At 69.0% G+C, this 19153-nt stretch carries 20 protein-coding genes; all 20 read left to right on the top strand.

Annotation, left to right across the window (positions count from 1 at the left end):
- The first annotated feature begins 7 nt into the window (after window positions 1-7).
- The 20 genes from NL142_RS13755 to rpsC all read left to right on the top strand — a co-directional run bounded on the left by NL142_RS13755 (window position 8) and on the right by rpsC (window position 19151).
- Window positions 8-3907 (top strand): DNA-directed RNA polymerase subunit beta', encoded by a 3900-nt coding sequence (locus NL142_RS13755; protein ID WP_435080156.1) that lies wholly within the window; start codon window positions 8-10, stop codon window positions 3905-3907.
- 225 nt (window positions 3908-4132) lie between these two features.
- Entirely contained in the window at window positions 4133-4612 is a 480-nt protein-coding gene (locus NL142_RS13750) for a hypothetical protein (RefSeq protein ID WP_234425020.1), read from the top strand.
- Between the two features lie 194 nt (window positions 4613-4806).
- Window positions 4807-5655 (top strand): amino acid ABC transporter substrate-binding protein, encoded by an 849-nt coding sequence (locus tag NL142_RS13745; RefSeq protein WP_435081603.1) that lies wholly within the window; start codon window positions 4807-4809, stop codon window positions 5653-5655.
- A 44-nt stretch (window positions 5656-5699) separates the two neighbouring features.
- The gene (locus NL142_RS13740; RefSeq protein ID WP_012039316.1) at window positions 5700-6365 is read left to right on the top strand and encodes an amino acid ABC transporter permease; all 666 of its coding nucleotides are present in this window, start codon (window positions 5700-5702) and stop codon (window positions 6363-6365) included.
- Window positions 6352-7191: an amino acid ABC transporter ATP-binding protein gene (locus tag NL142_RS13735; RefSeq protein ID WP_194684459.1), complete on the top strand. Its 840-nt coding sequence runs from the start codon at window positions 6352-6354 to the stop codon at window positions 7189-7191. The genes NL142_RS13740 and NL142_RS13735 overlap by 14 nt, the downstream gene beginning before the upstream one ends.
- 73 nt (window positions 7192-7264) lie before the next feature.
- Entirely contained in the window at window positions 7265-8272 is a 1008-nt protein-coding gene (locus NL142_RS13730; RefSeq protein WP_435080155.1) for a hypothetical protein, read from the top strand.
- 19 nt (window positions 8273-8291) lie between these two features.
- Window positions 8292-8717, top strand: a complete 426-nt coding sequence (locus NL142_RS13725) for a DUF6121 family protein (RefSeq protein WP_308726745.1) — start codon at window positions 8292-8294, stop codon at window positions 8715-8717.
- A 264-nt stretch (window positions 8718-8981) separates the two neighbouring features.
- Window positions 8982-9356: a 30S ribosomal protein S12 gene (rpsL, locus tag NL142_RS13720; protein WP_012039312.1), complete on the top strand. Its 375-nt coding sequence runs from the start codon at window positions 8982-8984 to the stop codon at window positions 9354-9356.
- Window positions 9356-9826, top strand: coding sequence for a 30S ribosomal protein S7 (gene rpsG, locus NL142_RS13715; protein ID WP_012039311.1), 471 nt, complete (start codon window positions 9356-9358; stop codon window positions 9824-9826). Before rpsL ends, rpsG begins: the two co-directional genes overlap by 1 nt.
- Window positions 9827-9873: 47 nt before the next feature.
- Entirely contained in the window at window positions 9874-11988 is a 2115-nt protein-coding gene (gene fusA, locus NL142_RS13710; protein WP_119372177.1) for an elongation factor G, read from the top strand.
- Between the two features lie 113 nt (window positions 11989-12101).
- Complete coding sequence (gene tuf / locus NL142_RS13705) at window positions 12102-13295, top strand: elongation factor Tu (protein ID WP_043584326.1); 1194 nt, start codon at window positions 12102-12104, stop codon at window positions 13293-13295.
- A gap of 150 nt (window positions 13296-13445) precedes the next feature.
- Window positions 13446-14414, top strand: a complete 969-nt coding sequence (locus tag NL142_RS13700; RefSeq protein WP_435080154.1) for a DNA topoisomerase IB — start codon at window positions 13446-13448, stop codon at window positions 14412-14414.
- A gap of 440 nt (window positions 14415-14854) precedes the next feature.
- Window positions 14855-15163: a 30S ribosomal protein S10 gene (gene rpsJ / locus NL142_RS13695; RefSeq protein ID WP_012039307.1), complete on the top strand. Its 309-nt coding sequence runs from the start codon at window positions 14855-14857 to the stop codon at window positions 15161-15163.
- A gap of 8 nt (window positions 15164-15171) precedes the next feature.
- Window positions 15172-15825, top strand: coding sequence for a 50S ribosomal protein L3 (gene rplC / locus NL142_RS13690; protein WP_012039306.1), 654 nt, complete (start codon window positions 15172-15174; stop codon window positions 15823-15825).
- Between the two features lie 2 nt (window positions 15826-15827).
- On the top strand, window positions 15828-16484 hold the full coding sequence (rplD, locus tag NL142_RS13685) for a 50S ribosomal protein L4 (protein WP_043584322.1): 657 nt from the start codon (window positions 15828-15830) through the stop codon (window positions 16482-16484).
- A complete protein-coding gene (gene rplW, locus NL142_RS13680) occupies window positions 16481-16780 on the top strand; it encodes a 50S ribosomal protein L23 (RefSeq protein WP_012039304.1) in 300 nt (99 codons plus the stop codon). The genes rplD and rplW overlap by 4 nt, the downstream gene beginning before the upstream one ends.
- Before the next feature lie 22 nt (window positions 16781-16802).
- Complete coding sequence (rplB, locus tag NL142_RS13675) at window positions 16803-17642, top strand: 50S ribosomal protein L2 (protein ID WP_435080153.1); 840 nt, start codon at window positions 16803-16805, stop codon at window positions 17640-17642.
- A 12-nt stretch (window positions 17643-17654) separates the two neighbouring features.
- A complete protein-coding gene (gene rpsS / locus NL142_RS13670) occupies window positions 17655-17936 on the top strand; it encodes a 30S ribosomal protein S19 (RefSeq protein WP_012039302.1) in 282 nt (93 codons plus the stop codon).
- A gap of 25 nt (window positions 17937-17961) precedes the next feature.
- The gene (gene rplV / locus NL142_RS13665) at window positions 17962-18354 is read left to right on the top strand and encodes a 50S ribosomal protein L22 (protein WP_012039301.1); all 393 of its coding nucleotides are present in this window, start codon (window positions 17962-17964) and stop codon (window positions 18352-18354) included.
- Entirely contained in the window at window positions 18354-19151 is a 798-nt protein-coding gene (gene rpsC, locus NL142_RS13660) for a 30S ribosomal protein S3 (RefSeq protein ID WP_012039300.1), read from the top strand. The genes rplV and rpsC overlap by 1 nt, the downstream gene beginning before the upstream one ends.
- Window positions 19152-19153 lie beyond the last annotated feature (2 nt).

The following is a 19153-nucleotide window of genomic DNA, read 5'->3' as shown; positions in this document are numbered from 1 at the left end:
AGGAAAATTGCTCGACGTAACAACTTTCGATGAGCTGCGGATCGGCCTGGCCACGGCCGACGACATCCGCCGCTGGTCGCACGGTGAGGTCAAGAAGCCCGAGACCATCAACTACCGCACGCTGAAGCCCGAGAAGGACGGCCTCTTCGGAGAGCAGATCTTCGGACCCAGCCGCGACTGGGAGTGCTCCTGCGGCAAGTACAAGCGGGTGCGCTTCAAGGGCATCGTCTGCGAGCGCTGCGGCGTGGAGGTCACCAAGTCCGCGGTCCGCCGCGAGCGCATGGGCCACATCGAGCTCGCCGCGCCCGTCACGCACATCTGGTACTTCAAGGGCGTCCCGTCGCGCCTCGGCTACCTGCTCGACATGGCGCCGAAGGACCTCGAGAAGGTCATCTACTTCGCCGCCTACATGGTGATCAGCGTGGACGAGGATGCTCGCCACGAGGACATGCCCGGCCTCGAGAACGAGCTCCGGCTCGAGATCAAGACCCTGCAGGACCAGCGCGACAGCCAGATCGCCGAGCGCCTCGGGCGCCTGGAGACCGACCTGGCCGCGCTGGAGGCCGAGGGCGCCAAGAGCGACCAGAAGCGCCGCGCGAAGGACGGCGCCGAGAAGGAGATGGGTCAGACGCGCAAGGCGTTCGACGAGGACATCTCCCGTCTCGAGCGCGTCTGGGAGGAGTTCCGCAGCCTCAAGGTCGGCGAGCTCAAGCCCGAGGACGCCGTCTTCCACGAGCTGCAGGACCGCTTCGGCATCTACTTCGAGGCCCACATGGGCGCCGAGGCGATCCAGAAGCGCCTGGAGGCCTTCGACCTCGAGGCCGAGGGGGAGCTGCTCCGCGAGCAGATCGCCACCGGCAAGGGACAGAAGAAGATCCGCGCCATCAAGCGCCTGCGCGTCGTCAGCTCCTTCCTCGCGACCGGCAACTCGCCGGCCGCGATGGTGCTGCAGGTCGTCCCGGTCATCCCGCCGGAGCTGCGCCCGATGGTGCAGCTCGACGGCGGCCGCTTCGCGACCAGCGACCTGAACGACCTGTACCGCCGCGTGATCAACCGCAACAACCGCCTCCGTCGTCTGCTGGATCTCGGCGCCCCCGAGATCATCGTCAACAACGAGAAGCGCATGCTGCAGGAGGCCGTCGACGCGCTGTTCGACAACGGCCGCCGCGGTCGTCCCGTCACGGGCACCGGCAACCGCGCGCTCAAGTCCCTCAGCGACATGCTGAAGGGCAAGCAGGGCCGGTTCCGCCAGAACCTGCTCGGCAAGCGCGTGGACTACTCGGGCCGCTCGGTCATCATCGTCGGGCCGCAGCTCAAGCTGCATCAGTGCGGTCTGCCCAAGCAGATGGCGCTCGAGCTGTTCAAGCCGTTCGTCATCAAGCGCCTGATCGACCTGAGCCACGCCCAGAACATCAAGGCCGCCAAGCGCATGGTCGAGCGCAGCCGCGGACAGGTCTGGGACGTGCTCGAGGAGATCATCCGCGAGCGCCCCGTGCTGCTCAACCGCGCGCCCACGCTCCACCGCCTGGGCATCCAGGCGTTCGAGCCCCAGCTCGTGGAGGGCAAGGCGATCCAGCTGCACCCGCTCGTCTGCGCCGCGTTCAACGCGGACTTCGACGGCGACCAGATGGCCGTCCACCTGCCCCTGTCGGTCGAGGCCCAGGCCGAGGCGCGCATCCTGATGCTCGCCTCGAACAACATCCTCAAGCCGTCGGACGGACGCCCGGTCACCCTGCCCACGCAGGACATGATCATCGGCCTGCACCACCTGACCACCCTCAAGGAGGGCGTCGCCGGTGAGGGTCGCGCGTTCAGCTCGGTGGCCGAGGCCATCCTGGCGAAGGACCAGCTCTCGCTGGACCTCAACGCCAAGGTGCGCATCCGCCTGCATGACCTCTACTTCGCGGAGGGTGAGGTGCCCGAGGGCGTCGAGCTCGACGAGAAGGGCAAGACCGTCGGCCCCGTGCTGCTCTCGACCACCCTCGGTCGCGCGCTGTTCAACGAGACCCTGCCGGTCGACTACCCCTACATCGAGGCCGTCGCCGACAAGGGCAAGCTCTCCGAGATCGTCAACGACCTCGCCGAGCGGTACCCCAAGGTCGAGGTCGCGGCAGCGCTCGACCGGATCAAGGACGCGGGCTTCTACTGGGCCACGCGCTCCGGCGTCACGGTCGCCCTCTCCGACGTGCTGACCCCGCCCACCAAGGCGGCCATCCTGTCGGGCTACGAGAAGCAGGCCGCCAAGGTCCAGGGCCAGTTCGAGAAGGGACTCACGACGAACGCCGAGCGTCGTCAGGAGCTCATCGAGATCTGGAACAAGGCCACCGCCGAGGTCGCGAAGGCGATGGAGGACAACCTCCCCGCCGACAACAACATCAACCGCATGGTGTCCTCCGGGGCACGAGGCAACTGGATGCAGGTCCGCCAGATCGCCGGCATGCGCGGCCTCGTGTCGAACCCGAAGGGCGAGATCATCCCCCGCCCGATCGTCCACTCGTACCGCGAGGGCCTGACGGTGGCGGAGTACTTCATCTCCACCCACGGTGCTCGCAAGGGACTGGCCGACACCGCGCTTCGCACCGCCGACTCCGGGTACCTCACCCGTCGTCTGGTGGACGTGTCGCAGGACGTCATCATCCGCGAGGACGACTGCGGCACCGGCCGTGGGCTCGACCTGCCGATCGCCACGAAGGGCGCTGACGGCTCGTCCGTCCGCGACTCGAACGTGGAGAACTCGGTGTACGCCCGCTCGCTGGCCGCCGACGCGGTCAACGAGGCAGGCGAGGTCGTCGCCCCCGCGGGCAGCGACGTCGGCGACGTCATGATCGACCACCTGATCGCTGCCGGCGTGCACGAGATCAAGGTGCGCTCGGTCCTCACGTGCGAGTCCGCCGTCGGCGTGTGCGCGGCCTGCTACGGCCGCTCGCTCGCCACCGGCAAGCTCGTCGACATCGGCGAGGCCGTCGGCATCATCGCGGCCCAGTCGATCGGCGAGCCCGGCACGCAGCTCACGATGCGCACCTTCCACACCGGTGGTGTGGCATCGGCGGACGACATCACGCAGGGTCTGCCCCGCGTGCAGGAGCTCTTCGAGGCCCGCACCCCCAAGGGTGCGTCGCCCATCGCGGAGGCCGCCGGTCGCATCACGATCGAGGACACGGATCGCAGCCGCAAGGTGATCCTGACCCCGGACAACGGCGACGAGCCGCACATCTACCCGGTGCTCAAGCGCGCGACCCTCCTCGTCGAGGACGGCCAGCACGTCGAGCTCGGGCAGCAGCTGCACGTCGGCGCCATCGACCCGAAGGAGGTCCTCCGGGTCAAGGGCGTGCGCGAGGTGCAGAAGCACCTCGTGGGCGGTGTCCAGGGCGTCTACCGCTCGCAGGGCGTCCCGATCCACGACAAGCACATCGAGGTCATCGTGCGGCAGATGCTGCGCAAGGTCACGGTCGTCGAGCACGGCGACACGGACCTCCTCCCCGGTGAGCTCGTCGACCGGGCCCGCTACAACGAGGTCAACCGCGCCACGCTGACGGAGGGCAAGAAGACCGCCTCCGCCCGCCAGGAGGTCATGGGGATCACCAAGGCCTCGCTCGCGACCGAGTCGTGGCTGTCGGCCGCGTCCTTCCAGGAGACGACCCGCGTGCTCACGCAGGCCGCCATGGAGGGCAAGTCCGACCCGCTGATGGGCCTCAAGGAGAACGTCATCATCGGCAAGCTGATCCCGGCCGGCACGGGGCTCGCGAAGTACCGCGACGTCACCGTCACCGCGACGGAGGAGGCCAAGGCCGAGCGCTACCCGAACCGCATCTTCACGGATGAGTCGGTGTTCAACGAGTCCGACCTGAGCTTCGTCGACTTCGACAGCTTCAGCTCGGACGACTACACGCCCGGCACCTACAACTAGGACCGCCGGCGCGTGAGCGCACGATGAGAAGGGCCCCGCTCCGGCGGGGCCCTTCCTCGTCCCCGGGGGGGCGTCTCGTCCCCGGGGGGCGTCTCGTCTCCGGGGGCGCGGGTCGCGCGCCCCCGTCCCGCACCGCCGGGCTCCCGGATCGGGGCCCGTCCCCCCGATACAGTGGGCGGACCCGGCGCCGGCCGACGCCCGGGGACCCGAGGAGGCGTCGTGCGGATGCTCGAGGACGTGGTCCTGGCATGGCGGGCGCACGCGCTCCGCCACGCCACGGACACCTCGACCTCGTCGGGCAGCGGATCCGGCTCCTGCCCGGCCTGCGACGCATCGCCGTTCACGGACCAGGAGGCGATCCCGCGGGACGCGCCCCACACGGCGATCCACCCGCTCGTCGCCGCGCTCGAGGTCGCACGCGCCGAGGCGGCCCGCGATGCCGCGGAGCGCCTCTACCGCGAGACCCGCGGACCCCTCTACCGCGACCACCCCTTCGGCATGCCCGCGTTCGTCGACTACGGGGAGCGCGAGGACGACATCCAGCGGGTCGTGGACGACGCGATGGCGCGCGAGCTCGCCCCGCTCGCGCCCGTCATCCGCCAGGCACTCGACCGCGTCGTGGCCCTGCGCCTCCAGGAGCTCGAGGGCGAGATCGGGCCGGTCGCCGACGACGGCGACGGGACCGAGCCCGAGCCGCTCTTCTAGCCACCGGGCGAGCGGGCCGGCGGACGCCGTCCGTCATCCGGCGACACGGGAATACCGACACGGCGAGGGCGTTGAGATCATGGCGGTCGGCGCACCCGGACGGGTTCCGGGCATCCGACGCCCCATCACCGCGAACACAGCACCCGCACGAGGCGATCCCGCACCAGGGACCCGCCGTGACCGCAAGGACCCCCATGACGCTCCGCTCCCGCCTCCGCCCCTCCCTCGCCCTCACCGGTCTCCTGGCCGCGGCTGCCCTCGGCCTCGCGGGCTGCGCCTCGGGTGACGCGGGCACCGGATCCGCCGACGGCACCTCAGGCACCCCCGCCGCCGCGACGAGCCTCTCCGACGTCAAGGCCAAGGGCGAGCTCGTCATCGGCACCGAGGGCACGTACTCGCCGTTCTCCTTCCACGAGGGATCCGGGTCGGGCGCGCTCACGGGCTACGACGTCGAGGTCGCGACCGCGGTCGCCGACAAGCTGGGCGTGAAGCCGGTCTTCGAGGAGACCCAGTTCGACGGCATCTTCGCGGGCCTCGAGGCCGGGCGCTGGGACGTCATCGCCAACCAGATCTCCATCACGGACGAGCGCAAGACGGTCTACGACTTCTCCGAGCCGTACACGGTCTCGCCCGGCGTGATCATCGTGAAGGGCGCCGACTCGGGCATCAGCTCGTTCGCCGACCTCAAGGGCAAGACCACGGCCCAGTCGCTCACGAGCAACTGGAACGAGCTCGCCACCCAGAGCGGCGCCAAGGTCGAGGCCGTCGAGGGCTTCGCGCAGGCGGTGACGCTCCTCCAGCAGGGCCGCGTCGACGCGACCATCAACGACCGCCTCACGCTGCTCGACTACCAGAAGCAGCAGGGCGACTCCGACCTGCAGGTCGCCGCGGAGACCGACGACCCGTCGCTCAGCGCGCTCGTCTTCCGCAAGGGCAGCGACGACCTCGTGACCGCGGTCGACCAGGCCCTCGCCGACCTGCGTGCCGACGGCACGCTCGCGTCGATCTCCGAGAAGTACTTCGGCGCGGACGTCTCGCAGTAGACCGCCGCGTACGCTGACGGACGAGGACGAGACGAGGGGATCGCATGTCGAGGGAGTGGGACCTGTTCTGGTCGTCCTTCGGGCCGCTCGCGCTCGAGACGATCCGCGGCACCATCCCGCTCGCCCTCGTCACCTTCGCCCTGGGTCTCGCGATCGCGCTCGGCCTCGCGCTCATGCGCCTCTACGGCAACCGGCTCGTGTCCGGCATCGCGCGGTTCTACATCTCGGTCGTGCGCGGCACCCCGCTCCTGGTGCAGCTCTTCGTGATCTTCTACGGCCTGCCGTCCATCGGCGTCGTGCTGCCGCCGTGGCCGAGCGCGGTCATCGCCCTGTCGGTGAACGTCGGCGGCTACGCGGCGGAGATCATCCGCGCGTCGATCCTCTCCGTGCCGCGCGGGCAGTGGGAGGCCGGCCACACCATCGGCATGTCCCGCGCGCTGACGCTGCGCCGCATCATCGTGCCGCAGGCCGCCCGCGTGTCGGTGCCGCCGCTGTCCAACACGTTCATCAGCCTGGTGAAGGACACGTCCCTCGCCTCGGTGATCCTCGTGACCGAGCTCTTCAAGCAGGCGCAGCTCATCGCGTCGTCCACGTTCGAGTACATGCTGCTGTACCTCGAGGCGGCGCTGATCTACTGGCTCGTCTGCCTCGTGCTGTCGTTCGCGCAGACCCGCCTCGAGAGGAGGCTCGACCGGTATGTCGCCCACTGATCCCGTCGATCCCGCGCCCGCCCCGCACCGGACGCCCGGTGAGCCCGTCCTCACCGTCCGCGGCCTCCGCAAGTCGTTCGGCGACAACGAGGTGCTCCGCTCCATCGACCTCGAGGTCCGTCGCGGCGGCGTGACCGCGCTCATCGGCCCGAGCGGATCCGGCAAGACCACGGTCCTGCGCTCCCTCAACGGCCTCGAGGTGCCGGAGGAGGGCGTCGTCGAGGTCGCGGCTGCCGACGCCGACTCCCGGTCCCGCACGACGGGCCCCCTCCGCGTCGACTTCGCCGCGAAGCCGAGGCACCGCGAGCTGCTCGCCCTCCGCGACCGCTCGGCGATGGTGTTCCAGCAGTACAACCTGTTCCCGCACAAGACCGTCCTGGAGAACGTCATCGAGGGCCCCGTGCAGGTCCAGCGGCGCCCCGTGGCCGAGGCGACGCGCGAGGCCGAGGAGCTGCTCGCCCGCGTCGGCCTCGCCGACAAGCGCGACCAGCACCCGTTCCAGCTGTCGGGCGGGCAGCAGCAGCGCGTGGGGATCGTGCGCGCGCTGGCGCTCCGACCGCAGATCCTGCTGTTCGACGAGCCGACGTCCGCCCTCGACCCCGAGCTCGTGGGCGAGGTGCTCAGCGTCATCAAGGAGCTCGCCGACGAGGCGTGGACCATGGTGATCGTCACCCACGAGCTGGCCTTCGCCCGCCAGGTGGCCGACGAGGTCGTGTTCATGGACGGCGGCGTGGTGGTCGAGCGCGGGCACCCGTCCGAGGTCCTGCAGCGCCCGACCGAGGAGCGCACGCGCCGCTTCCTGCAGCGGCTCCTCGAGCCGTTCTAGCCGCTCCTCCCCATCTGGCCGCTCCCCGGCACGCCGCCCGGGCGGCGGAGCGCCGCCGAGGTAGGTTCGTGCCATGACCGACGACAGGCCCGCCCCGCACCGACAGCCCGACGAGGCCGACCAGCCGCTGGATCCCCGCACCCCGGACGAGCGCGCCGCCGCCGCCTTCGACGACGGCCCCGCCGACCGGAGCGCCGACTCCGCGCACTCCGACACCTCCACCTTCGACCAGACGGCGTTCGCCGCCCCCGTCGACGAGGACCACGACGCGCGTGAGCGCGAGCGACGCGAGTCCGAGGCCCGCGTGGCCGAGGCCCGGGCGCGCGACGACCGCGAGCGCGAGGCCCGCGAGGCGGAGGCCCGCGAGGCCGAGGCGCGTGAGGCAGAAGCGCGCGAGTCCGAGGCCCGCCAGCGCGACGTCGAGGACCGGGAGCGCCGCGAGCGCGAGGCCCGCGAGGCCGACGCCCGCGAGCGCGAGGAGCGCGACCGCCGCGCCCGCGACGAGGAGACCGCGCGCCAGTCGCAGTCGCAGCCCATCTACGTGCAGGCCCCCGTCCCGCCGGAGAAGCGCGGCAACCGCGGATTCGGCGTGCTCATCGCGGTCGTCGCCGCCATCCTCTTCGCCCTGCTCTACTCGCTGGGCACCGCGCTCCTCGCCTCGGTGCGCAACCCCGACGCGTTCGGCGACGTCTTCGGCCGCTACATCGCGTCGCCCGTCTTCTACGTGCCCACGATCGCGTTCCTCGTGTTCTTCGTCCTGCTCGCGCTCCTGGTCAACCGGGGCAAGTGGTGGGCGTTCGTCCTCGGGGGCCTGCCGGTCGCGATCCTCGTCTACGCCGCGTACGTCGGCACGCGTCTCCTCCAGGGCGGCGTCATGGACCTGGCCCCGTCGGAGCAGGCGCTCCTGCTCCAGCGCACGGTGACCTTCCCCGACGGGATCCTCGCGGGCTTCCTCGCGCGAGAGCTCGTCACGTGGCTCGGCGCCGGCATCAGCGCGCGCGGCCGCCGCATCAAGGCCAAGAACGCCGAGGCCCGCGCCGAGTACGACCGCAAGCTGGCGGAGCAGCCGGACCACCGCTGACGCGTGTCAGGCTGGGGGAGTGATCCCCCTCCTGGCCGCCGTCATGCACGTCGCGCTCGTCGTGTGCGTCTTCGGCTTCGTCGCCCTGCTCGGCGGTGACGAGGTGATCCCCGAGCGCGACGCCGGCGTCCTCCTCGGACCCGTGATGGTCGTGAGCGCCACGCTGGTCTTCGCCGTCGGCCTCATCCGCACCACGCGCGAGGCCGACCGCGAGCGCCGGATCCCCGTCCTGCCGGTCATCGGCTGGGGGGTCGGCGCCTGGCTCGCGTACGGGATCGTCGGCTCCGTGCTCTTCCTCCTGGGCGGCGCGGACGTGTTCGCGAGCCTCGCGTTCGCCGTCCGCCACCTCGTGGATCCGTTCGGCGTCGCCGTGCTGGGGATCTCGGTGCTCCTGGGCCTCGGCGCCGTCGCGTTGGCCGCCCGCGGCCCCTCGTCCACCGTTTGACCGGCGAGTCGCGGAACTGTATCGTTGCGGGGGTGTGCGCTCAGGCGTGCGCTCGTGTCGTGCCGTGAAGTCGGCGCGCCGAGCGGGCCAGGAGCGCACCGATCAGGGTTCGTCCATTCGGCCGGCCCCCACGGCATACCCGCCGGCGCCTCCCACTCCCGTGGGCGACGGACGCGCGGGTCCAGTTGAACTCGATCCCCGCTCGCGGGCGTCGAATGCTGACCATCAACCCGCTGTCACCGTGCAGCATCGAGGAGTCCCGTAGTGCCCACCATCCAGCAGCTGGTCCGCAAGGGCCGCACGCCCAAGGTCGTCAAGACCAAGGCGCCCGCCCTGAAGGCGAACCCCCAGCAGCGCGGCGTCTGCACCCGCGTCTACACGACCACGCCCAAGAAGCCGAACTCGGCCCTGCGCAAGGTCGCCCGCGTCAAGCTCAGCAACGGCCAGGAGGTGACGGCCTACATCCCCGGTGAGGGCCACAACCTGCAGGAGCACTCCATGGTGCTCGTCCGCGGCGGTCGCGTGAAGGACCTCCCCGGCGTGCGCTACAAGATCGTCCGCGGCGCGCTCGACACCCAGGCCGTGAAGAACCGCAAGCAGGCTCGCAGCCGGTACGGCGCGAAGATGGAGAAGAAGTAATGCCTCGCAAGGGTCCCGCCCCCAAGCGCCCTGTCGTCGCAGATCCCGTCTACGGTGCGCCGATCGTCAGCCAGCTCGTCAACAAGATCCTGCTCGACGGCAAGAAGGGCCTCGCCGAGAAGATCGTCTACGACGCCCTCGCAGGCGTCGCCGCGAAGAACGGCCAGGACGCCGTCGTCACGCTGAAGAAGGCGCTCGACAACGTCCGCCCGGCACTCGAGGTCCGCTCGCGCCGCGTGGGTGGCTCCACCTACCAGGTGCCGATCGAGGTCAAGCCGCACCGCGCGAACACCCTCGCGCTCCGCTGGCTCACGACGTACGCCAAGTCGCGTCGCGAGAAGACGATGACCGAGCGTCTCACCAACGAGATCCTCGACGCGTCGAACGGCCTCGGTGCAGCGGTCAAGCGCCGCGAGGACACCCACAAGATGGCCGAGTCGAACAAGGCCTTCGCGCACTACCGCTGGTAGTCGTCCACCTCGTTCGACAGCACCACCAACCCCTTTCGGAGGAACCTGTGGCACAGGACGTGCTCACCGACCTGAACAAGGTCCGCAACATCGGCATCATGGCTCACATCGATGCCGGCAAGACCACCACCACCGAGCGCATCCTGTACTACACGGGCATCACTCACAAGATCGGCGAGGTCCACGACGGCGCCGCCACGATGGACTGGATGGCCCAGGAGCAGGAGCGCGGCATCACCATCACGTCCGCCGCGACGACGTGCTTCTGGAACAAGAACCAGATCAACATCATCGACACCCCCGGGCACGTCGACTTCACCGTCGAGGTGGAGCGTTCGCTCCGCGTCCTCGACGGCGCGGTCGCCGTGTTCGACGGCAAGGAGGGCGTCGAGCCCCAGTCCGAGACGGTGTGGCGCCAGGCCGACAAGTACGACGTGCCGCGCATCTGCTTCGTCAACAAGATGGACAAGCTCGGTGCCGACTTCTACTTCACGGTCGACACGATCATCAACCGCCTCGGCGCGAAGCCGCTGGTCATCCAGCTGCCGATCGGCGCGGAGGGCGGCTTCGAGGGTGTCATCGACCTCGTCGAGATGCGCGCGCTGACCTGGCGCGGCGACTCCAAGGGAGACGTCGAGCTCGGTGCGAAGTACGACATCGAGGAGATCCCCGCGGATCTCAAGGACAAGGCGGACGAGTACCGGGCCAAGCTGCTCGAGACCGTCGCCGAGACCGACGACGCGCTGCTCGAGAAGTACTTCGGCGGCGAGGAGCTGACGGTGGCGGAGATCAAGGCCGCCATCCGCAAGCTCACCGTCAACAGCGAGATCTACCCCGTGCTCTGCGGTTCCGCGTTCAAGAACCGCGGCGTCCAGCCGATGCTCGACGCGGTGATCGACTACCTCCCCAGCCCGCTCGACGTGCCCCCCATGGAGGGCCACGACGTGCGCGACGAGGAGAAGATCATCATCCGCAAGCCCGACTCGACCGAGCCCTTCTCGGCGCTCGCGTTCAAGGTCGCGGTGCACCCGTTCTTCGGTCGTCTCACGTACGTCCGGGTCTACTCGGGCACCATCGCGAGCGGCTCGCAGGTCATCAACTCGACCAAGGGCAAGAAGGAGCGCATCGGCAAGATCTTCCAGATGCACTCCAACAAGGAGAACCCGGTCGACTCGGTCACCGCCGGCCACATCTACGCGGTCATCGGCCTCAAGGACACGACCACGGGCGACACGCTCTGCGACCCGCAGGACCAGATCGTCCTCGAGTCGATGACGTTCCCCGAGCCCGTCATCGAGGTCGCGATCGAGCCGAAGACGAAGGCCGACCAGGAGAAGCTGGGTGTCGCCATCCAGAAGCTCGCCGAGGAGGACCCGACCTTCCGCACCGAGCAGAACCAGGAGACCGGTCAGACGGTCATCAAGGGCATGGGCGAGCTCCACCTCGACATCCTGGTCGACCGCATGAAGCGCGAGTTCAACGTCGAGGCCAACGTCGGCAAGCCGCAGGTCGCGTACCGCGAGACCATCCGCGGCACGGTCGACAAGCACGACTTCACGCACAAGAAGCAGACGGGTGGATCAGGGCAGTTCGCCAAGATCCAGATCAAGATCGAGCCCATGGAGGTGACCGCGGAGAAGACCTACGAGTTCGACAACAAGGTCACCGGCGGTCGCGTCCCCCGGGAGTACATCCCCTCGGTGGACGCGGGCATCCAGGACGCGCTCCAGGTCGGCATCCTCGCCGGCTACCCGATGGTCGGCGTGAAGGCGACGCTGCTCGACGGCGCCGCGCACGACGTCGACTCCTCGGAGATGGCGTTCAAGATCGCCGGCTCGATGGCCTTCAAGGAGGCCGCGCGCAAGGCGAAGCCCGTGCTGCTCGAGCCGCTCATGGCCGTCGAGGTCCGTACGCCCGAGGAGTACATGGGCGACGTCATCGGCGACCTGAACTCCCGTCGCGGCCAGATCCAGGCCATGGAGGACGCGAGCGGCGTGAAGGTCATCACCGCGAACGTCCCCCTGTCGGAGATGTTCGGCTACGTCGGCGACCTGAGGAGCAAGACCTCGGGCCGTGCGGTGTACTCGATGAGCTTCGGCAGCTACGCCGAGGTCCCGAAGGCTGTCGCCGACGAGATCGTCCAGAAGAACAAGGGCGAGTAGCCCTCCAGTTCGAGCGGCATCCGCCGTTTCAGTACCATAAGCAAGATCTCCAACACGCAGGGCGTCCGGGAACACCCGGACGCCCCGCAACCGAGTCCTGAGGAGGACCCACAGTGGGTAAGGCCAAGTTCGAGCGGACCAAGCCGCACGTCAACATCGGAACGATCGGTCACGTCGACCACGGCAAGACGACGCTGACGGCAGCGATCTCCAAGGTCCTGGCGGACAAGTACCCGTCGGCGACCAACGTGCAGCGCGACTTCGCGTCCATCGACTCCGCTCCCGAGGAGCGCCAGCGCGGCATCACGATCAACATCTCGCACGTCGAGTACGAGACGCCCAAGCGTCACTACGCTCACGTCGACGCCCCGGGTCACGCTGACTACATCAAGAACATGATCACGGGCGCCGCCCAGATGGACGGCGCGATCCTCGTGGTCGCCGCCACCGACGGCCCCATGGCGCAGACGCGCGAGCACGTGCTGCTCGCCAAGCAGGTCGGCGTGCCGTACCTGCTCGTCGCGCTCAACAAGTCGGACATGGTCGACGACGAGGAGATCCTCGAGCTCGTCGAGCTCGAGGTCCGCGAGCTGCTCTCCAGCCAGGACTTCGACGGCGACAACGCCCCCGTCGTCCAGGTCTCCGGCCTCAAGGCGCTCGAGGGCGACGAGAAGTGGGTCGAGCAGATCGTCAAGCTCATGGAGGCCGTCGACGAGTCGATCCCCGAGCCCGTCCGCGACAAGGACAAGCCGTTCCTCATGCCCGTCGAGGACGTCTTCACGATCACCGGTCGTGGAACCGTCGTCACGGGTCGTGCCGAGCGCGGCACCCTCGCCATCAACTCGGACGTCGAGATCGTGGGCATCCGTCCCACCGTCAAGACCACCGTCACGGGCATCGAGATGTTCCACAAGCAGCTCGACGAGGCCTGGGCCGGCGAGAACTGCGGGCTCCTGCTCCGTGGCACCAAGCGCGAGGACGTCGAGCGCGGCCAGGTCATCGTCAAGCCGGGTTCGGTCACGCCGCACACGGACTTCGAGGGCACCGCGTACATCCTCTCCAAGGAGGAGGGCGGGCGTCACAACCCGTTCTACGCGAACTACCGTCCGCAGTTCTACTTCCGCACCACCGACGTCACCGGCGTCATCACGCTGCCCGAGGGCACCGAGATGGTCATGCCCGGCGACACCACCGACATGAACGTCGCGCTGATCCAGCCGATCGCCATGGAGGAGGGCCTCGGCTTCGCAATCCGTGAGGGTGGCCGCACCGTCGGCGCCGGCACGGTCACGAAGATCGTCAAGTAGCACCCAGTTCCACCAGCACCACCTCCGACAGGGTCGGGCCGTCATGGCCCGGCCCTGTCGGCCGTTTAACGGGTAGTGAGGTGTCACGGCTGGCCGGGAGCATTCGCATCGTGCCCTAAGCGATGGCGATGGTGCGCGTAGGTTCGACCAATGGTCAGACTCCGGCGCAGCGACGCCACCGGCAAGGGCTACACGCGCAGGCGCTCGGGGAAGGGCTGGACCTACCTCGACGCCGACGGGAACCGCGTCAGCGACAAGGTGCTCCGCGCGCGCATGGACCACCTCGGCATCCCGCCGGCCTGGACCGACGTCTGGATCGCGCCCTACGAGAACGGGCACGTGCAGGCGACGGGCATGGACAGCGCCGGCCGCCGGCAGTACATCTACCACCCGACCTGGCGCGAGCAGAAGGACCGGATCAAGTTCGACCGATCGTTGCAGCTGGCCGAGTCGCTCCCCGCCGCGCGCCGCCAGGTCACCATCCACCTCCGGCAGGACGGCTTCACGCGCGAGCGCGCGCTGGCCGCCGGCTTCCGCATGCTCGACACGGGCAGCCTGCGCGTCGGCAGCGAGCGCTACACGGAGTCGAACGGCAGCCACGGGCTGTCGACGCTGCTGTGCTCGCACGTCACCGTGCACGAGGACACCGTGCACCTCGAGTTCCCCGCGAAGAGCGGGCAGGAGTGGTCGAGCGACATCCGCGACCACGACCTCGTGCAGGTCGTCGGCGGGCTGCAGGAACGGGGTCCGAACTCCCGGCTGCTGGCCTACGAGGACGGCGGCGAGTGGCACCCGCTCGGCGCGGCCGACATCAACGACTACGTGCGCGAGCGCACGGGCGGCGAGTTCACCGCGAAGGACTTCCGGACGTTGCACGGCACGGTCGCCGCGGCGATCAGCCTGGCGAAGCACGGCCCCGAGGCGACGAAGGGCAAGCGGCAGCGAGCGCTCGCGCAGGCGTACCGCGACGCCGCTGAGGTGCTCAGCAACACCCCGACCATCGCGAAGAACAGCTACGTGGATCCGCGCCTCGTCGACGAGTACGTCCACGGGCGCACGATCGACCCGCAGCGCCTGGGCTCGGGCGAGACGGAGCTGCGGAACCTGCTGTTCCGGTGAGCGGAGCGGCAGCTCCGCGCCCTGCGCGCGAGGCGCCGAGAGCCCCGGAAACACGGGGGAGTGGGCGCGACACGCCCGGGTTGCACGCATGGCCGGACTATGACAAACTCGTCTAGTTCAACATTCCGGTGCACGCCGCCCTGCGCGCGAGACACCGGATCACTGCCAGGCAGTGCATAGCCGCCCGGAGCGCTCGTCGCTCCCGGAGCAGGTTAGGCCGCGGGCAGCAGAGCAGAAGCACACGACACCCACCGGATGAGCACCGCTCGTCCGCGCCCGCATGCGGGCGGGTGCACGAGCTGCCCGAGGCCGCGTCCCACGATGCGCGCCCGGGTGCACCACGGATGGGGCGCGCCACGCGGCCGGGCCATCCGAGCGAGGGACACACGCGTCCAATACGGTCCGAGGCCGCATGACGCACGAAAGAGAGAGAGTCACACATGGCGGGACAGAAGATCCGCATCCGACTTAAGTCGTACGACCACTCGGTCATCGACTCCTCGGCCCGGAAGATCGTCGACACGGTGACCCGCGCGGGCGCCACGGTCGTCGGCCCGGTGCCGCTGCCCACGGAGAAGAACGTGATCTGCGTGATCCGTTCCCCCCACAAGTACAAGGACAGCCGCGAGCACTTCGAGATGCGCACGCACAAGCGTCTGATCGACATCGTCGACCCGACGCCGAAGGCGGTCGACTCGCTCATGCGACTCGACCTCCCGGCCGACGTCAACATCGAGATCAAGCTCTAAGGGAACCCATGTCTACCGCTAACAGGACTTTCACCGGTCTGCTCGGCACGAAGCTGGGCATGACGCAGGTGTGGGACGAGAACAACAAGCTCATCCCCGTGACCGTCGTGCAGATCACCCCGAACGTCGTCACCCAGGTGCGCACGCCCGAGGTCGACGGCTACGGCGCCATCCAGATCGCCTACGGCCAGATCGACCCCCGCAAGGCCGACAAGCCGAGCACCGGCCACTTCGACAAGGCCGGCGTCACGCCGCGCCGCCACCTCACCGAGGTCCGCACGGCCGACTTCGCCGAGTACGCGCTCGGCCAGGAGATCACCGTCGGCGCCTTCGAGCCCGGCACCAAGGTCGACGTCGTCGGCACCAGCAAGGGCAAGGGCTTCGCCGGCGTCATGAAGCGCCACAACTTCAAGGGCGTCTCCGCTTCGCACGGTTCGCACCGCAACCACCGCAAGCCCGGCTCCATCGGCGCCTCCTCGACCCCCAGCCGTGTCTTCAAGGGCATGCGCATGGCCGGTCGCATGGGCGGCGAGCGCGTCACCGTGCTGAACCTCGTCGTCCACAGCGTGGACGCCGAGAAGGGCCTCCTGCTCGTCAAGGGCGCAGTGCCCGGCGCGCGTGGCCGCATCGTCTTCGTCCGCAACGCAGTGAAGGGGAAGTAGTCATGGCTACCGACACCCAGCTCGACGTCCTCGACGCGACCGGTGCAGTCACCGGCTCCGTCGACCTGCCCGCGTCGCTGTTCGACGTGCAGACCAACGTCCCGCTCATCCACCAGGTCGTCGTCGCCCAGCTCGCCGCGGCGCGCCAGGGCACGCACAAGACCAAGGGTCGCGGCGAGGTCTCCGGCGCCGGCCGCAAGCCGTTCAAGCAGAAGGGAACCGGTCGCGCTCGTCAGGGCTCGATCCGCGCCCCCCAGATGACCGGCGGTGGCATCGTCCACGGACCCACGCCCCGCAACTACTCGCAGCGCACCCCCAAGAAGATGATCGCCGCGGCTCTGCTCGGCGCCCTCTCCGACCGCGCGCGCGGCGCCCGCCTCCACGTCATCGAGAGCCTCTCCGCCGGAGACGTCCCCTCGACGAAGACCGTGGTCGCGCTGCTCGAGGGCATCGCCACGAGCAAGCACGTCCTCATCGTCCTGGAGCGCACCGACGAGGTCAGCCTCCGCAGCGTGCGCAACATCCCGACGGTCCACGTGCTGTCCTACGACCAGCTCAACGCGTACGACGTGCTCGTGAGCGACGACATCGTCTTCACGAAGGGCGCGTTCGACGCGTTCGTCGAGTCGAAGACGGCCAAGGAAGAGGTTGCCGCATGAGCGCCACCCAGAAGGATCCCCGCGACATCATCATCGCGCCGGTCGTCTCCGAGAAGAGCTACGGCCTGATCGACCAGGGCAAGTACACGTTCATCGTGGACCCCCGCTCGAACAAGACCGAGATCAAGCTCGCGATCGAGAAGATCTTCGGCGTGCAGGTCGCGTCGGTCAACACGCTCAACAAGCAGGGCAAGACCCGCCGGACCAAGTTCGGGATGGGCAAGCGCAAGGACACCAAGCGCGCCATCGTCTCCCTCAAGTCGGGCTCCATCGACATCTTCACGACTGTCGGCTGAGACCGGGACTAGGAAAACACCAATGGCCATTCGCAAGTACAAGCCCACGACCCCGGGTCGTCGCGGTTCGTCCGTCGCCGACTTCGCGGAGATCACGCGTTCGACGCCCGAGAAGTCCCTGCTGCGTCCCCTCCCCAAGCACGGTGGTCGCAACAACGCCGGTCGCATCACCACCCGTCACATCGGTGGTGGGCACAAGCGCCAGTACCGCGTCATCGACTTCAAGCGCAACGACAAGGACGGCGTCCTCGCCACCGTCGCGCACATCGAGTACGACCCCAACCGCACGGCGCGCATCGCGCTCCTGCACTTCATCGACGGCACGAAGCGCTACATCATCGCGCCGAACAAGCTGAAGCAGGGCGACAAGATCGAGTCTGGTCCCCAGGCCGACATCAAGCCGGGCAACAACCTGCCGCTGCGCAACATCCCCACGGGTACCGTCATCCACGCCATCGAGCTCCGCCCCGGTGGCGGCGCGAAGATGGGTCGCTCCGCCGGCGCCTCCGTGCGCCTCGTGGCGAAGGACGGCCCCTACGCCCAGCTGCGCCTGCCCTCCGGCGAGATCCGCAACGTCGATGCGCGCTGCCGCGCGACCATCGGCGAGGTCGGCAACGCCGAGCAGTCGAACATCAACTGGGGCAAGGCCGGCCGCATGCGCTGGAAGGGCGTCCGCCCGACCGTCCGCGGTGTCGCCATGAACCCGGTCGATCACCCGCACGGTGGTGGTGAGGGCAAGACCTCCGGTGGTCGCCACCCGGTCAGCCCGTGGGGCCAGAAGGAAGGCCGCACGCGCCACATCAACAAGCCCAGCGACAAGCTCATCGTTCGCCGCCGCAACGCCGGCAAGAAGCGCAAGTAGGAGTTGTAGAAGATGCCACGCAGTCTGAAGAAGGGCCCCTTCGTCGACGACCACCTGCTCCGCAAGGTGATCTCGGCGAACGAGGCCAGCAGCAAGAACGTGATCAAGACCTGGTCGCGCCGCTCGATGATCATCCCGGCGATGCTGGGTCACACCATCGCGGTGCACGACGGTCGCAAGCACGTCCCCGTGTTCGTCACGGAGTCCATGGTCGGACACAAGCTCGGCGAGTTCGCGCTCACGCGCACCTTCCGCGGCCACGTGAAGGACGACAAGAAGGGTCGTCGCCGCTAACGCGGCGACGAGAAGGAGGAGAGAAATGGTGGAGTCGATCGCACGCGTGCGTCACATCCGCGTCACCCCCCAGAAGGCCCGTCGCGTCGTGGACATGATCCGTGGCAAGCAGGCCGAGGAGGCCCTGGCCATCCTGAAGTTCGCGCCGCAGGGCGCGAGCGAGCCGATCTACAAGCTGGTGGCCTCGGCCATGGCGAACGCGCGGGTCAAGGCCGACGCGTCCAACAGCTTCCTCGCGGAGCAGGACCTCTACATCGCCAAGGCGTTCGTGGACGAGGGCACCACCCTCAAGCGGTTCCAGCCGCGCGCACAGGGTCGCGCATTCCGTATCAACAAGCGCACCAGCCACATCACGGTCGTCCTCGCGACGCCGGATGAGGCGGACGTGGCGACGACCACGAAGAAGGCGAGCAAGTAATGGGACAGAAGGTCAACCCGTACGGGTTCCGTCTCGGGATCACGACCGACCACGTGTCGCGTTGGTTCTCGGACAGCACGAAGAAGGGGCAGCGTTACAGCGACTACGTCGCCGAGGACGTGCGCATCCGCACCATGCTCAAGACGAGCCTCGACCGCGCCGGTGTGGCGCGCATCGAGATCGAGCGCACCCGTGACCGTGTCCGCGTGGACATCTACACGGCGCGTCCCGGCATCGTCATCGGCCGCCGCGGCGTCGAGGCCGAGCGCATCCGCGCCGACCTCGAGAAGCTCACGGGCAAGCAGATCCAGCTGAACATCCTCGAGGTGAAGAACCCCGAGGCCGAGGCGCAGCTGGTCGCCCAGGGCATCGCCGAGCAGCTCGCGGGTCGTGTGGCGTTCCGCCGCGCGATGCGCAAGGGCCTGCAGGGCGCGCAGCGCGCCGGCGCCAAGGGCGTCCGCATCCAGGTGTCGGGCCGCCTCGGCGGCGCCGAGATGAGCCGCTCGGAGTTCTACCGCGAGGGCCGCGTGCCCCTGCACACCCTCCGCGCGAACATCGACTACGGCTTCTACGAGGCCCGCACGTCCTTCGGCCGCATCGGCGTGAAGGTCTGGGTCTACAAGGGCGACATCACCAACAAGGATCTCGCTCGGGAGCAGGCGAACCAGAAGTCGTCGCGCCCGGAGCGTCGTAACGACCGTTCCGACGGTCGAACCGGAGATCGCCGCACCAACGCGCCGCGCACCGCGCCGGCCGCCGAGGCAGCGCCGGTCGCCGCAGCAGGAGTTGAGGCGTAACC

This window comes from Clavibacter quasicaliforniensis (assembly GCF_051201715.1).
GTDB classification, from domain to species: domain Bacteria; phylum Actinomycetota; class Actinomycetes; order Actinomycetales; family Microbacteriaceae; genus Clavibacter; species Clavibacter seminis.
Note: the sequence above shows the minus strand (reverse complement) of the source record. Positions and strands in the feature narration are given on the sequence as shown.

What these genes read in the sequence shown, in the direction of transcription:
- NL142_RS13750 (WP_234425020.1), top strand. Translation starts at nt 4,133, where the DNA reads ATGCTCGAGGACGTGGTCCTGGCATGGCGGGCGCACGCGCTCCGCCAC.
- NL142_RS13745 (WP_435081603.1), top strand. Translation starts at nt 4,807, where the DNA reads ATGACGCTCCGCTCCCGCCTCCGCCCCTCCCTCGCCCTCACCGGTCTC.
- NL142_RS13740 (WP_012039316.1), top strand. Translation starts at nt 5,700, where the DNA reads ATGTCGAGGGAGTGGGACCTGTTCTGGTCGTCCTTCGGGCCGCTCGCG.
- NL142_RS13735 (WP_194684459.1), top strand. Translation starts at nt 6,352, where the DNA reads ATGTCGCCCACTGATCCCGTCGATCCCGCGCCCGCCCCGCACCGGACG.
- NL142_RS13730 (WP_435080155.1), top strand. Translation starts at nt 7,265, where the DNA reads ATGACCGACGACAGGCCCGCCCCGCACCGACAGCCCGACGAGGCCGAC.
- rpsG (WP_012039311.1), top strand. Translation starts at nt 9,356, where the DNA reads ATGCCTCGCAAGGGTCCCGCCCCCAAGCGCCCTGTCGTCGCAGATCCC.
- NL142_RS13700 (WP_435080154.1), top strand. Translation starts at nt 13,446, where the DNA reads ATGGTCAGACTCCGGCGCAGCGACGCCACCGGCAAGGGCTACACGCGC.
- rpsJ (WP_012039307.1), top strand. Translation starts at nt 14,855, where the DNA reads ATGGCGGGACAGAAGATCCGCATCCGACTTAAGTCGTACGACCACTCG.
- rplC (WP_012039306.1), top strand. Translation starts at nt 15,172, where the DNA reads ATGTCTACCGCTAACAGGACTTTCACCGGTCTGCTCGGCACGAAGCTG.
- rplD (WP_043584322.1), top strand. Translation starts at nt 15,828, where the DNA reads ATGGCTACCGACACCCAGCTCGACGTCCTCGACGCGACCGGTGCAGTC.
- rplW (WP_012039304.1), top strand. Translation starts at nt 16,481, where the DNA reads ATGAGCGCCACCCAGAAGGATCCCCGCGACATCATCATCGCGCCGGTC.
- rplB (WP_435080153.1), top strand. Translation starts at nt 16,803, where the DNA reads ATGGCCATTCGCAAGTACAAGCCCACGACCCCGGGTCGTCGCGGTTCG.
- rpsS (WP_012039302.1), top strand. Translation starts at nt 17,655, where the DNA reads ATGCCACGCAGTCTGAAGAAGGGCCCCTTCGTCGACGACCACCTGCTC.
- rplV (WP_012039301.1), top strand. Translation starts at nt 17,962, where the DNA reads ATGGTGGAGTCGATCGCACGCGTGCGTCACATCCGCGTCACCCCCCAG.
- rpsC (WP_012039300.1), top strand. Translation starts at nt 18,354, where the DNA reads ATGGGACAGAAGGTCAACCCGTACGGGTTCCGTCTCGGGATCACGACC.